Annotated in this window: 10 protein-coding genes; 5 read left to right on the forward strand and 5 right to left on the reverse strand. The window is 61.1% G+C overall.

Annotated features, from left to right (window positions below; translation table 11 throughout):
* Positions 1-48: 48 nt before the first annotated feature.
* Genes AB6K10_RS18340 through AB6K10_RS18355 form a run of 4 tightly spaced genes read right to left on the reverse strand, consistent with a single transcriptional unit; the run spans position 49 to position 3,963 of the window.
* Positions 49-849 (reverse strand): ABC transporter ATP-binding protein, encoded by an 801-nt coding sequence (locus AB6K10_RS18340; RefSeq protein WP_339119528.1) that lies wholly within the window; start codon positions 847-849, stop codon positions 49-51.
* On the reverse strand, positions 846-1,976 hold the full coding sequence (locus tag AB6K10_RS18345; protein ID WP_339119529.1) for an iron ABC transporter permease: 1,131 nt from the start codon (positions 1,974-1,976) through the stop codon (positions 846-848). The genes AB6K10_RS18340 and AB6K10_RS18345 overlap by 4 nt, the downstream gene beginning before the upstream one ends.
* 26 nt (positions 1,977-2,002) lie before the next feature.
* Positions 2,003-2,971: an iron ABC transporter permease gene (locus AB6K10_RS18350; protein WP_339119530.1), complete on the reverse strand. Its 969-nt coding sequence runs from the start codon at positions 2,969-2,971 to the stop codon at positions 2,003-2,005.
* Between the two features lie 56 nt (positions 2,972-3,027).
* Positions 3,028-3,963 carry an ABC transporter substrate-binding protein gene (locus AB6K10_RS18355; protein WP_339119531.1) on the reverse strand — a complete coding sequence of 312 codons (936 nt, stop codon included), beginning with the start codon at positions 3,961-3,963 and terminating at the stop codon, positions 3,028-3,030.
* A 290-nt stretch (positions 3,964-4,253) separates the two neighbouring features.
* Between AB6K10_RS18355 and AB6K10_RS18360 the strand changes: the two genes are divergently transcribed.
* The 4 genes from AB6K10_RS18360 (at position 4,254) to AB6K10_RS18375 (ending at position 10,873) form a co-directional block, all read left to right on the forward strand.
* Complete coding sequence (locus AB6K10_RS18360) at positions 4,254-6,386, forward strand: TonB-dependent receptor (protein WP_058577522.1); 2,133 nt, start codon at positions 4,254-4,256, stop codon at positions 6,384-6,386.
* A 239-nt stretch (positions 6,387-6,625) separates the two neighbouring features.
* Positions 6,626-7,726 carry an efflux RND transporter periplasmic adaptor subunit gene (locus AB6K10_RS18365; protein WP_339119532.1) on the forward strand — a complete coding sequence of 367 codons (1,101 nt, stop codon included), beginning with the start codon at positions 6,626-6,628 and terminating at the stop codon, positions 7,724-7,726.
* Positions 7,726-10,311, forward strand: coding sequence for an efflux RND transporter permease subunit (locus AB6K10_RS18370; RefSeq protein ID WP_339119533.1), 2,586 nt, complete (start codon positions 7,726-7,728; stop codon positions 10,309-10,311). Before AB6K10_RS18365 ends, AB6K10_RS18370 begins: the two co-directional genes overlap by 1 nt.
* Entirely contained in the window at positions 10,250-10,873 is a 624-nt protein-coding gene (locus AB6K10_RS18375) for an efflux RND transporter permease subunit (RefSeq protein ID WP_339119534.1), read from the forward strand. The genes AB6K10_RS18370 and AB6K10_RS18375 overlap by 62 nt, the downstream gene beginning before the upstream one ends.
* A gap of 51 nt (positions 10,874-10,924) precedes the next feature.
* On the opposite strand, the gene AB6K10_RS18380 is transcribed toward AB6K10_RS18375, so the two are convergent.
* Positions 10,925-12,883, reverse strand: a complete 1,959-nt coding sequence (locus AB6K10_RS18380; protein WP_339119535.1) for a ligand-gated channel protein — start codon at positions 12,881-12,883, stop codon at positions 10,925-10,927.
* Between the two features lie 189 nt (positions 12,884-13,072).
* Between AB6K10_RS18380 and AB6K10_RS18385 the strand changes: the two genes are divergently transcribed.
* Entirely contained in the window at positions 13,073-13,996 is a 924-nt protein-coding gene (locus tag AB6K10_RS18385; RefSeq protein WP_159342963.1) for a LysR family transcriptional regulator, read from the forward strand.
* Positions 13,997-14,016 lie beyond the last annotated feature (20 nt).

Consider the following 14,016-nt stretch of genomic DNA (forward strand, 5'->3'; position numbering starts at 1 on the left):
CATCAATTCCTTTTACGTTGTTATCTAGGGTGGTTACCCGTCGACACGTTACGCGGGTTGGCTCGCCCGCCGTACGTTGGCAAGCAAAGGGCTGCCGGTATCGGGGTCGAGCAGCAGCGTGCAGTCTACCTGATACAGCTCCCGCACCAGCGCAGGCGTCACCACCTCAGCGGGCGCGCCCTGGGCAACAATCTGCCCGTCGCGCATGGCAATCAGGTGGTCGGCGTAGCGGCAGGCGCTGGCGAGGTCGTGCAGCACCATCACCACGGTGCGGCCTTGGCAGGCCAGGTCGCGCACCAGCTCGAATACTTCGATTTGGTGGCCTAAGTCTAACGCGGAGGTGGGCTCGTCGAGTAGTAAAAGCGGCGTTTGCTGTGCGATGGTCATGGCGATCCAGGCGCGCTGGCGTTGGCCGCCGGAAAGCGCTTCCAACGGCCGGTCGGCAAGCGCTTCCAACCCGGCAGCGGCAAGCGCATGGTGCACCACCTGTTGATCTTCCGCCGACCACTGGCGCAGCCAGCCTTGGTGGGGCTGACGGCCAAAGCGAATCAGTTCGGTGACGGTCAGCCCTTCCGGAGCGACCGCCTCTTGGGGCAGTAGCGCTAGCTTAGTAGCCAATTTGCGGGCGGGCATCTGGGCGATGTCGTGGCCGTTGAGCAGCACGGCACCGCAGTCGGGTTTATGCAGGCGGGCAAGCCCAGAGAGCAGCGTGGATTTACCACAGCCGTTGGGGCCAACAATGGCGGTTACCTGCCCGCTGGGCAAGCTAACGCCGAGTTCGTGAATCACTTGGCGCTGGCCGTAGCTCATGCTGAGCGCATCGGTGGAAAGCGTGGGTAATGAAGTCATGGGCGGCTCCGTTGCGGGCGCATTAGTATCCAGAGTAGCCAGGGGCCACCCACTACGGCGGTAACAATCCCCACGGGGATCTCAATGGGAGCAAACAGCGTGCGGCCCGCTAAATCGGCCAGCACCATCACCAGCGCCCCCGCCAGCGTGGCGGCTAAAATGGGCACATGGCGGGCACTGGAGAGCGAACGGGCGATTTCAGGGCCAATCAGCGCCACCAAGCCCACCGGCCCCGCCACGGCAACCGCTAGCGCAGTGATCACCACTGACAGTAACAGCACCTGCAGCCGCCGCGCTTTCACAGCGGTGCCCAAGCCACTGGCGATGGCATCCTTAAAGCGCAGCAGCGTGAGCGAGCGGGCCAGCGCCAGCGCGGCCACCAGCCCAAGCGCCAAGCCAATACCCAATAGCTTTACCGCGCTTGCCGGGCGGGCATTGAGGGAACCGACGGTCCAGGGGTAGGCGGCGTTGGCGGTATCGATCGCTACCCGCGCCAGCATCAGCTGCGTGACCGCACCAAATACCGCGCCCACGCCGATGCCCGCCACGATAAAGCGGTAGCCCTGGGTGCCGCTGCCTGCGGCCAAGCCAAAAGTGAGCACGGCGGCGGTGGTCGCCCCCGTCAGCGCCATGGCGGGCGGGGCAATCCCTACTCCTAACCCAACAATCGAGGCCACCGCAAAGGCGGTGGCACCGTTATCGATGCCGATGATGCCAGGGGTCGCCAAGCGGTTACGGGCCAGGGTTTGCATTAATACCCCGGCCAGCGCAAACGCAGCTCCAGTGAAACAGGCGGCGATCAGGCGCGGCAGGCGCAGCTGCTGCACCATAAACGCGGTCATGCTATCGCCCTGCCCCACCAAGGAAGCCACCACCGCATTGGGGGAAAGCGTCACGCTGCCCAGGCTTAAATAGAGCACGCAGGCGGCCAGCAGCGCGGCGCTAAGCCCTATATTTACTGCCACGGCACGTTTTTCCAGCAGCACGCTCACCCCATAACGAGGCAGCGCGGCGCGCCAGTAGCCCTGCGGAGCCGCGACCGCTTGGGCACTCACCTCTTCTTGATAAGCGGTGGATGTGCGGGGCAGTACCACACCGCTCATCGACTGTTTTGCCGTCATTTTCATAGCATCAGATAACCAAAGAGAGTGCGTTAGAGCATCGGCAGGCGCTTGGCCCGCACCACCGCAATCAGCACCGGCGCACCGCATAGCGCGGTGAGTACGCCCAAGGGCAGCTCGGAGGGAGCAACGACGACACGGGAGATAATATCGGCGGTGAGTACGATCAGCGGGCCGACAGGCAGGCAGAACCAGAGCGTGCGGCGAATATCCGGCCCGGCGATGGCCCGCGCCACAAAAGGCACTACCAGCCCCACAAACGCAATCGGCCCGGCAATGGCGGTGGCTGCACCGACCAATAGCGCCACACAGCCCACGGCCAGCCAGCGAATCAGCCCAGGACGGTGCCCTAAACCGCTGGCTGCCCGCTCCCCCAGCGCCAGCGCGGCCAGCGGCCGGGCAATCAATACAACGCCTACTCCTGCTACCAGCAGGCTGGGCAGCACGGCCCATAAATCGTCTAGCCGCCTACCGGCCAAGCTGCCCACCACCCAAAAGCGAATCTCATCGGCGGCGCGCTGGTCGTAGAGCAGCATCAGTGCGCTGAGCGAGCCAAGCAGCCCGGAAAACGCGGCACCCGCTAACACCAAGCGCACCGGGTCGCTCCCCACACCGCGCAGCCGCGCCACGCTGAGTACGCACACGCAGCCGATCAGCGCGCCTAACTGGGCCACGGGAATGCGTAAAGTGGCCGCGCTGGCCCCTAACACCAGTGCCAGGGAAACAGCAAACGCAGCGCCTGCGCTCACGCCCAACAAGCCCGGCTCGGCCAGCGGGTTGCGTGAAACCGCTTGCAACAGCGCCCCCGCTACGCCCAGCGCAACGCCAACGGCAATACCAATTAGCGTGCGAGGGGCGCGCATCTCCCAGACGATAAAGCGCGCTTCCGCGTGATCACTACCGCTTAGCAGCCCCAGCACTTGGCGGGGGCCAACGCTGCCTGCGCCTATCAACAAACTAACGACGCTCACCGCCACAAGGGCGGTGAGCAGAATCAGCATCCAGTGTCGGGATGAACAGCGCCACCTGGCGCTACTCCCTGCCTTGGTAAGTAGCATCACGGCAACAGGGCGTTCTCGATGTCATCCAGAATCGCCTGGGCCGCCAGCGGGCCGTTGGCACTGCTCCAGAGCTGGCCGTTGACCGGCACCACTCGTTCGTTCTGTACCACGTTCAAGCGGTTGAAGGCGGGGCTCTGTTTGGCGCTATCTAACGCGGCTTGGCCGTCATCATTTAGCGTGGCTAAAAACAGCCAGTCGCCGTCTACCTGAGAGAGATTTTCAAGGCTTAATACGTCGCTATGCACGCCCCGTTCACCGATCAGCTCGCCGCCTTGCACATCCAGGCCTACGCGCTCTAACAGGCCGGTGGCAATCAGGTTTTCCGACATCACCATGGGGCCGCCGGGCATCCAGCGCACCAGATAGGCGTTGCTGCCCACCTCGGCTTCAGCTACTGCGTCTGACATAGCGTCGACCCGCTGATCGACGGCGCTGATCGCTTCGTCAATGGCCTCTTTCTGGTTCAAAGCCTGGCCGAACAGGCGCGCTTCAGCTTCCCAGTTGTCGGCCGCCAGTGGTTGCGTGTGGGGCACTACGGTAGGGGCGATTTGTGACAAAAGCTGGTACTGCTCCTCCGGCAGCTGTGCTGCGGCTAGAATCAGATCCGGCTGCTGGGCCAACACGGCTTCGATATTGATTTCCCGCACGACGCCCACGATCTCGGGGTGCGCAAGCTCATGGGCATTCAGGTAGTCAGTAACGTATTGCGCTACGTTATCGCCGCCACGGGTGGTGACGGCCCCTATCGGCGTCACGCCCGCCGCCAGCGCGGCATCCAGCGCGCCTTCATACAGCGTGACGACACGCACCGGGTTATCAGCAACCTCCACGTCGCCGTAGGCCGTCTCCAGCGTGCGCGCTTGGGCGGTGCCCACCAGCAAGCCGCCCATCAACATTCCCAGTAAACCTCGCTGCAGTAACGTGTGTCGCATGTGAGCCTCTCCTGATTAACCGTTAACCCAATAGTAACGATTCTCAAAATCACTTGCACTCCTATTACACCGAATGACGTGTTGCAGTTACTGCAACGTCAGGCTGCCCATATTAGCTAGCGGTCTAACAACCTTCTGCAGGCAGGCGCTCCCCACCCGGCACTGTTCCATTAATAGCAACACCATGTTCGATCAAACCATCTCGCAAGTGGGAACTTTTCTTCTTAGAATCCGCAACTCATTTGATAATCAGTTTCATTAGCAAACAAGACTCATATCAGGGGATCGCCATGCCACGCTTTACTCGCACCGCCCTAGCCAGTGCCATCGCGCTTAGCGTTACTGCCTCGGTGGCTAATGCGCAAGAATCAGCGCAACTGGATAACATTGTTGTCTCTGCCAGTGGGTTTGAGCAGGCAATGGTGGATGCTCCGGCGAGTATCTCGGTTATTTCCAGAGAAGAGCTTCAGCGCGAACGCATTACCAGCGTGGCTGATGCACTGCGTAATGTAGAAGGAGTCGATGTTGGCGGACAAGTGGGCAAAACCGGTGGCAGCAATATCAGCATTCGCGGTATGCCCAGCGACTACACGCTAATCCTGATTGATGGCCGCCGCCAAAATGCGGCTGGAAGCGTCACGCCTAACGGTTTTGGCGAAACCTCGACTAGCTTCTTCCCGCCGGTTTCCAGCATTGAGCGTATTGAGGTGATTCGCGGGCCGATGTCCACCCTATACGGTTCAGATGCCATGGGCGGCGTGATCAACATTATTACCCGCCGAGTAGACCGCGAATGGGTTGGCTCGGTCGGCGTCGAGAGTACCTTTAATGAAGATCGTGACTTTGGCGACCGCCGTGAAATTAACCTCTACACCAGCGGCCCGCTGGTAGAGGACACGCTGGGCGTTCAACTGCGCGGGCGTTTTTATGAGCGTGACGCATCAGAGCTTGTCTACACCGACGCTAACGGCAACCCGGTTGAGGTGAGCCAGCGTGGCCCTAGCCCGGTAGAGGGCGATGTGTACAACCTGGGCGGCAAACTAACCTGGACGCCTAACGACAGCCACGACCTTTGGCTGGACGGGGAAGTGAACCGCCAGCGCTACAACAACGACGAGTGCCAACTCGGCACGTTGGACGGCCGTACCCGCAGCTGTGCGCCCAACCCTGGCGTGGCAAACGGCTATGCCGACGAGCTGCGTTTTGAGCGGGAACAGGTGGCTATCGGCCATACTGGACGCTTTGCCACAGGCACGCTGGAATCGAGCCTAATGCGTAACACCACGGAAACCACTGGCCGTACGATTCCCGGTGAAGAGGGTGTTGCCTATGAGGGCTTCCCCAGCATTATTGGCGGTGCCCCGCGTAAGCTGGAAACCACCAATACGGTACTGGATAGCAAGTTTATTATGCCGCTGGGTAACCACATGACCACCGTTGGCCTACAGTGGTGGGATGCTGAGTTGGATGATGGCTTGGCCAATGAGACTTTCGAGCAAACCACCTGGTCGCTCTTTGCGGAAGACGAGTGGATGCTGCGTGATGATCTCGCGCTGACGCTGGGCGGCCGCTACGACCACCACGATGCGTTTGGCAGCCAGTTCAGCCCCCGTAGCTATTTAGTCTGGAACACCACGCCGAACTGGACGCTAAAAGGCGGTGTGAGCCGTGGCTACAAGACCCCGACCCTGAATGACCTTCACTCGGGTATTAACGGGGTGACCGGCCAGGGCACGATCCTGACGATCGGCAACCCGGACCTTGAGCCGGAAACCAGCACCAGCAGCGAAATCGGCGCGCACTACGATAGTCAAACAGGCTTTACCGCCAGCGCGACGCTGTTCTACAACCAGTTCGACGATAAAATTGCCAGCGGCAACGATATCCTGATTGAAAACGACCCGCTTATCCCGGATGGCGTGTATAGCCAGGACGTGAATATCGATGAAGCGGTGACTCAGGGGGTCGAGCTCTCCACCAGCTATCAATTCACCCCCGATTGGCGCTTATCCGCTAATTACACCTACACCGATAGCGAGCAGAAAAGCGGCAATAATCGTGGCGAACCGCTGACCGATACGCCCGAACACGCACTGAACGCCACGCTGCGTTGGCAGGCGACACCGAAGCTAGATACTTGGCTCTCTGCCGAGTACCGCAGCGAGCGTTATCGCAACCGTGAACGTGTTAGGGGCGCGCCCTCCTTCGCTGACCTGGGGGATTTCAAAGCCTACTCGCTGTTTCACCTAGGCGGCAGTTACGCGTTTACCGACCAATTTAACGTCAGCGCCACCCTCTACAACCTATTTGACAAAGACTTTGTCGACTACCGCGCCTACGGCGATGGCACCAGCTTCGGCAACGTTTACGCCAACAGCGAAGAGGGTCGCCGCTTGTGGCTATCTGCTCGCTATGAGTTCTAAACAGACGCCCATGTAGTTTCTGCTTACTGTTTCAATGCTCACTTGCTGCCCCGGCTACGCGTCGGGGCTTTTTTTATGGCGCGCTTTTGGTTGGATCGTCCCGCAGTAGCTTCCCTCTATGGTCATGATTCATGGTTTTAATCTATTTCAACGCATTCGCTTGGGTAGTATGAGCTCAGTACGTTACTTGCTCGTCTGCGCCTTGACTGCCCTTCACCTAAGTTAGGAAACAACCTGTTATGACGGTGCCTTTACTTGCCCACCCTCTTCCCTTAGTTCCCTTAGCTCGCTTGGTGCTGCTACTGGCTTTTTCACTCGTTGCTGGCACCGCGCTGGCCCAATCTGCCCCACGGGTTGAGCTGGCCAGCGTCAACCGTGAGCCGATTTATCAAGAGCTTAACCTGGTCGGCACGGTGAACTCCCTGGAGGATGCGCTGCTCTCCTCGTCGGTGGCCGGGCTGGTCGCGGCGATTAACGTGAACCCGGGCGACCGAGTCGAAGCAGGCGACACGCTGGTGGCGCTGGATGATGATTTAGCGCGCTTTGAGCTAGCCGGGGCGCAAGCGGCAGAAGAGGAAGCCCAGGCCGCGCTTAGCGAAGCGCAGCGGCTGCTGCGGGAGGCGGAATCCGTGGGGGCGGGGCGCAACATTGCCGCTACGGAAGTGAGCGCCCGGCGCAGCGCGGTGAGCGTCGCCAACGCAGCGCTTTCTCGCCTGAACGCCGAACAGTCACGGCTCAACGCGCTGTTGGAGCGCCACACGATGACTGCACCGTTCAGCGGTGTGGTCAGCGAGCGAAGCGTCAACCTGGGCGAGTGGGTAACGCCAGGCGACAGCGTCGCCCGCTTGGTCAACCTCAACGCCCTGCGCGCCGATTTTCAGGTGCCCGAAGCGTTTTATACCGCCCTGGACGAGAACGCTACACTCACCCTCACGGCAGGCGAGCAGAGCGCTGAAGCCCGCATCGCGACCTTAGTGCCGGTCAGCGCCTCTAGCGCGCGGACGTTTTTGCTGCGTGCCGAGGTGCCCGAGGCGCTGCCGCTCTACCCTGGCAATGCGGTCGACGCCGTGGTGAAAGCCGCCACCGGGCGCGATGGCATCACCGTCTCCCGGGATGCGCTTAGCCGTTACCCTGATGGCCGAGTCACGGTTTGGGTCGCCACGCCTGACGACAGCGGCACGCACCAGGTGCGCGAACAAAGGGTCGAGGTGGGCATCAACTTCGCTGAGCGCGTGGAAATTACCAGCGGGCTTTCCGGCAGTGAGCAGGTAGTGGTTCGCGGCAATGAATCCTTGGTGGAAGGCGTCAGCGTTGAAGCCGTCTCGGAGGGTGGCGAATAATGTTTGCTGCCCTGCTGCGCCAGCAAACGCTGGTGACCGTGATTGCGCTGATTTTCCTGCTGCTAGGCATCGCCGCGACGCTGCGTATTCCGGTACAGATGATTCCGGATATCGAAGCGCGCACCATTACCGTGGAAACGCGCTGGGCGGGCGCGACGCCCCAGGATATCGAAAAAGAGATCCTGGTGGAGCAGGAGCAGTACCTGCGCAACGTGCCCAACCTCACCCGCATGACGGCGGTAGCGGAAAGCGGCAGCGCCGAGATCGAGCTGGAGTTTCCGTTCAGCGTGGACATGACCGCCGCGCTGATTCAGGTGAACAACGCCTTAAGCCAGGTCTCCTCCTACCCCAATAACGTCGACCAGCCTCGGGTGGTGTCGGCCGCGTTCTCCACCGATGCGTTTTTGCGTTTTCACGTCGGCACCCTGCCCGGCAACCCCAACGCGCTGGATATCCAGCTGATGAGCGACTTCATCGAAGACCGCGTGCGCCCGCGCTTGGAAGGCATTGAAGGGGTCTCGGAAGTCGGCGTAAACGGCGGCGCTCAGCGCCAGCTGCAAATTTTGGTCGACCCCGCCGCCCTGGCCCAGCGCGGCATCTCGCTGCTGGAGCTGCGCGAAGCGATTACCCAGCGCAACCGGGATATCTCCGGCGGCGAGCTGGACGCGGGAAAACGGCGTTACCTGGTGCGCACGCTGGGCCGGTTTGATAGCGCCGAGGCGCTGGCAGAGCTGGTGGTGGCCCGCGAGGGCGATAGCATCGTGCGGCTGGCCGATGTAGCAGACGTGCGCCAAGGGCAGTCGCGGCTAAACCAGCTGTCGTTCTACAACGGCCAGGCGGGGATTGGCATGGACCTGCGCCGTGAGAGCGGCGCCAATGTCATCGACATCAAATACGCGGTGCAGGATGAACTGGCGGCGATCAACGAGACTATTCTGCGCCCTGCCGGCATGGAGATCGTGCTGACGGCCGATGACGTGCGCTACGTAGAAGCCTCCGTGAGCAACGTGTGGAGCAACCTGCTGCTGGGGGCTGCCTTTGCAACCCTGGTGATGTACCTGTTTTTGCGCTCGGCCCGCGCCACGTTTATCGGCGTCATCGGCATTCCATTCTGCACTATTGCCGCCTTTTTGGGGCTAATGCTGACTGGCCGCACCATCAACGTCATCTCTATGGCGGGCATTGCCTTTGCCATCGGCATGAGCGTGGATAACAGCATCGTGGTATTGGAGAACATCGAGCGCTACCGCCGCCAGGGGCTGGACCGTATTGAGTCGGCACTGCGCGGCGTGCAGGAGGTGTGGCCCGCCACACTCGCCTCCACCGCCACCACCATTCTGGTGTTTTTACCGATTCTCTTCATCGAAGAGGAGGCCGGGCAGCTCTACTCCGACGTGGCCATTGCGGTGTCGGCGGCGATATTTGCCTCCATGCTGGTGGCCGTCACGCTGGTGCCCTCGCTCTGCTCGCGATTCAGCTTTTCGATGCATCACGCGGCTAAACCCGATGGCGTTCAAGCGCCCGGCGACGAGCGCCCTTCTCGACTGGGCGCGCTGCTTGAGCGGCTGATTGCGACGCCGCTACGCCGTGGGGTGATCCTAGTGCTGACGCTGCTGATCAGCGGCTGGACGATCATGGCCCTGACACCGCCCGCCGAGTACTTGCCCGAAGGCGAGGAGCCCAAAACCTTTGCACGCATGAGCCCTCCCCCTGGCTACAGCCTGCAGGAGATGGCCAGCATTGCCGAGCAGGTCGAAGCGTACTTTCTACCCCATGTGCAGGCGGAGCCGGATGCCTTTTTAGCGGGCGATACCGAGGTGCCGCCGCTGGCTTACATGAACATGCGTGTGGCCCCCACGCAGCTTTTCATTGTTGCCGAAGCGGTCGACTCTTCGCATATCGAAGCATTGATGGAGGCACTCACGAACTACTACGAGCGCTTCCCCGGCATGCGCGCCTTTGCCTCGAAAGGCTCGATTATTTCCAGCAACGATGGCGGCACGCGCAGCATCAACCTGGATGTGGCTGGCCCGGACTTAGCCACGGTGTACGGCGCGGCCAATACGCTCTACCGGGAAGCCCAGGCGCAGTTCGGCAATCCGCGTATTCAAAGCCAGCCTTCGTCGCTGTCGCTCGACCAGCCCTTGATTCAAATTCGCCCCGACTGGGCCAGGGTCGCGGAGCTGGGAATTTCCGCCGAGGCGGTGGGGTTTTCGGTCTCTGCCCTGGGGGAAGGGGCGTATGTGGATGACTTCTTTTTAGACGATGAGAAGATCGATATTTACCTCTATGGCCCGCAGGCGTCGTTGCCATTAGATCAGTTGCCGAACCTGCCGCTGCACACTCCCGATGGCTATACGCTGCCGCTATCGGCAGTGGCGCGTATCGATGAAACCATGGATACCAGCGTGATTCGCCGGGTAGACGGCAGCCGCACGGTAACGCTGAACGTGATTCCCCCTGCCAGCATTGCATTAGAGGCAGGCCGAGGCGATGCTGGAGCGGCTGCGCCAGGAAGGCGTGTTGCCCTCGACGGTGGATGTTTCAATTTCCGGCGCCAGCGACCAGCTAAACGCCACCCGTGAGGCGCTTACCGGCAACTTCCTGATCGCTATCGTGATCGTTTACCTGCTGCTGGTGGCGATCTTCTCCCATTGGGGCTATCCGCTGCTGATTTTAACCTCGATACCGCTAGGCGTGGTAGGCGGCATTATGGGGCTGGCCGCCATGAATGGCGTGGGTAGCCTGCTGCCGTTAATCGGCGTGGCACCGCTCAGCCAGCCCTTCGATATGATTACCATGCTGGGCTTTTTAATCTTGATGGGTACGGTGGTGAATAACCCCATTCTGGTAGTCGACCAGGCCAGACGGCGGCTGCATGACAAAACGCTCAGCGTTCAGGAGGCCGTATCACAGGCGGTACAAACCCGCCTGCGCCCCATCGCCATCACCACGCTGACCACCCTGTGCGGGCTGTCGCCGCTGGTCTTTTTACCCGGCGAAGGCACCGAGCTGTATCGCGGCGTGGGGGCGATTGTGCTGTTTGGCCTGCTGGGTGCGGCGGTGGTCACGGTGACCTTCCTGCCTGCGCTGATGATCAGCGTGCTCAAGATCACCGAGCGCCGCTCAGCCCGCTCACGGGCATAAAAAACGCGGCCACCCATCGGTGGCCGCGTCTATTACCTACTAACAATATGTTTAGAAAGCGACGTTCAGGCCCAGCCATACCCGGCGGCCGTCATCCACATAGCCGTATTCGTCGTAGGTGATGCGCTCATCAAACAGGTTGTAGATACCGGCGTTCACCGTGGTGCTATCGTTGAGCTGATAGCCGATACCGGCATCCACGAAGGTGTAAGACGGCGCGACGATGGCGCTTTGCGAGGGCCCGGTGGTGGGCTGGCTCTCTTCACCCCGGTAGGTCACTTTAGTCCACTGGCTAAGCCGTGCGTTTACGTCCCAATCCAGCGTGGCCGACACCTGGTGGCGGGGCAGCTGGGTCAGCGGCTCGCCAGCGTACTCGCCGCTTTTCTGTTCGGAATCGGTGAAGGTGTAGCTGGCGGTTAGCGCTAGCGTGTCGGTTAGCGGTGCGCCTAGGCTGGCCTCGACCCCTTGGGTCACTGCATCGTCGATATTGACCCGGTACGTGGGGTCACTGCCGAAATCATTCGCTCCATCGCGGCAAATATCGGTCGGGCAGGCGATGCGAGTGATTTTGTCTTCGAAGTCGTTGTGGAACAGCGTGAGGCTGCCGTTCAGGCCTGCGTCGTTGCCGTACAGCAGCGCGATCTCTTTGTTGAGCGAGGTTTCCGGCTCGAGATCCGGGTTACCGTAAATATTACCGCCACGGCTGATTTGCCCCCAGTCCGGGGTGATTTCCCGTAGGTTGGGCGAGCGGTAGCCGGTGGAGACACCGCCTTTCAGCGTCCACTCCGGCGTCATGTTCCAAACGCTGTAAAGGCGCGGGCTCAGATGGCTGCCGTAGTTGTCGTCATCGTCCAAGCGCAGCCCGCCGGTCAGTGCCCAGGCGTCGGTCAGCATCCACTCGTCTTCCACGAACAGCGCCCACTGGCTGTTTTCAATTGTCTGCCGGTCGGAGATTTGGTTGGTCGAGCTATCGTCCAGCGACTCCTCTTCCCAGCTCGCGCCGACGGTGAGCATGTGCATACCCAAGGGAATCAGGGCGCTGGTTTTCGCGGTGGTGTTGGTAATCTCGATATCCCGAGACTGGTTTTCGCTGCGCTCGCGCTGCACGAAGGTTTCGCTGGTGCCCCAATCGAAGCGTCCGCTGTGGGTCACCGCCACGTGGGTGTTGGTGTACTCGCCGATGCTGTCGGTGCAGCCACCACGGCAGCCGTCCACCGGCCCGGAGCGCCCCACCAGCGAGCGGCGGTCTTGCTCGGTAATGCCCGCTTCGGCGGTAAAGTCGTGATTGTCGCTAGCGGCCAGGCTTAGCCGTGCGGTCAGGCTTTGCAGGCTTTTTTCTTCGTAGCCGTACTCGATGTCGTCTTCGTCGCGCTCGGAGGTGCGGCCATAGAGCTGTAGCCCTAAGCGCTCGCCCACCAACGGCCCGCTGAGGTAAAAGTTCGCTTGGCGGCTGTCGCCGGAGGCGCTGTCCTCCTGCAGCACCGTATCGAGCTGGATGTTGCCGTGCCAGGTATCCGCTACCTTGCGGGTAATCACGTTGATCACCCCGCCGATGGCATCGGAGCCGTACAGGGTCGACATCGGCCCGCGCACCACCTCGATACGCTCGATGGCCTGCAGCGGCGGCAGCCAGTCCTGCTCGAAGCCCGCGTCGCCGTTGGGGCGTGATTCGCGTGAGTTGATCGGGCGGCCATCCACCAGGATCAGGGTGTACTGGGAAGGCATACCGCGAATGGAAATGTCGTTGCCGACATCGCCACGCCCGCCGCCCGTGACCACCACGCCCGGTACGTCGCGCAGCGCATCGGTGACGTTTTGGTAGTGACCACGCTCCAGCTCTTCACGGGAGATCACGCTGATCGAGGCGGGGGCGCTACTGATCTGCTGCTCGAAGCCGGAGGCCGTCACCACGATATCGTTAAGCTGGGGCGTTTCTTGAGCCACGGCTGCCCCGCAGGCGAGAGATGAAATAGCGCTGGCCAGCAGCGTACGGCGCAAACGAGAAGACATAGCGGGTTCCTTTGATATAAAGAGCACTTGCTTACAAATACGAATTATTAGCATTTATATTTTTGCATACTCTTTGCACAAAGGGGCGGGACGGTACGTTCAACTAATCGGAACACAAATAGCAATTATTTTCATTCAACAAATTAAGTGGCACAATAGCGTGACTCCGTTTCGCCAGTGGTCCCGACTATGTACGATTTTGATGAACTCGCCGCTTTTGCCGATGTGATGACCACCGGCAGTCTGACACGCAGCGCACAGAAGCTCGGGCTGGCAAAATCGACGTTGAGTCGCCGAATCAGCCAGCTAGAAGCCCGGCTAAACCAACCGCTGCTGCGTCGTCAGGCGAACCGTTTGATTCCCACCGAAGCGGGCCTGCTGTTTCATCAGTACTGCACCGAGCTGCTGGCCATGGCCGCCCACAGCCAAGAGGCGCTGGCGGAGCTGCGCGAGGAGATCAGCGGTAAAGTCACGCTCGAAGTACACGGCGCGCTGGCACGAGGCTGGATGGCAGGCGTCATGGATGCGTTCTTGACCCGCTACCCCAAGGTCGAGCTAACCCTGCATACCCGGGAGACTCCGCCGACTAAGATGCACAGCAACAGCGTGCACATTTGGCTAGGCGCCACCCATGAGTGCGGGCTGAATCAGGAGCGTTTGGGCCACCTCACCCGCGGCCTCTACGCCAACCCGCACTATTTAGCCCACGCAGGAACGCCGCAGCACCCTCAAGAGCTGGATGCGCATGCCTGGATCGACTTGTTGGATACTGCATCCAGCGGCCTACTGCTGCACCACGCCGAACACGCCGACTACCTGTTCAACGCACCCCGCTCGCGGCTCCGGGTGGATCTTACAGCACTGCACATCGATGCCATCGCCTATGGCCAAGGGATCGGCCTGCTGCCCCACTGGGTGGTCGAGAAACGCGAGCGCCACCACCCTGGTGATCTGGTCAACTGCCTGCCCGGCTGGGAACCTGCTCCCCTACCCGTGACGCTGCTGTATGCCTACGGGCACCACTCCCGCCGGGTCAACGCGCTGCTGGACTTTCTGCGTGATCAGGTGCCCACCGCATGGCAAACCCGCACTGGCGCCGTGCACACGCACTAGCGATTCGCCTTGCCAGTTAG

This window comes from Halomonas sp. BMC6, from assembly GCF_964204995.1.
In the GTDB taxonomy this organism is placed as follows: Bacteria; Pseudomonadota; Gammaproteobacteria; order Pseudomonadales; family Halomonadaceae; genus Vreelandella.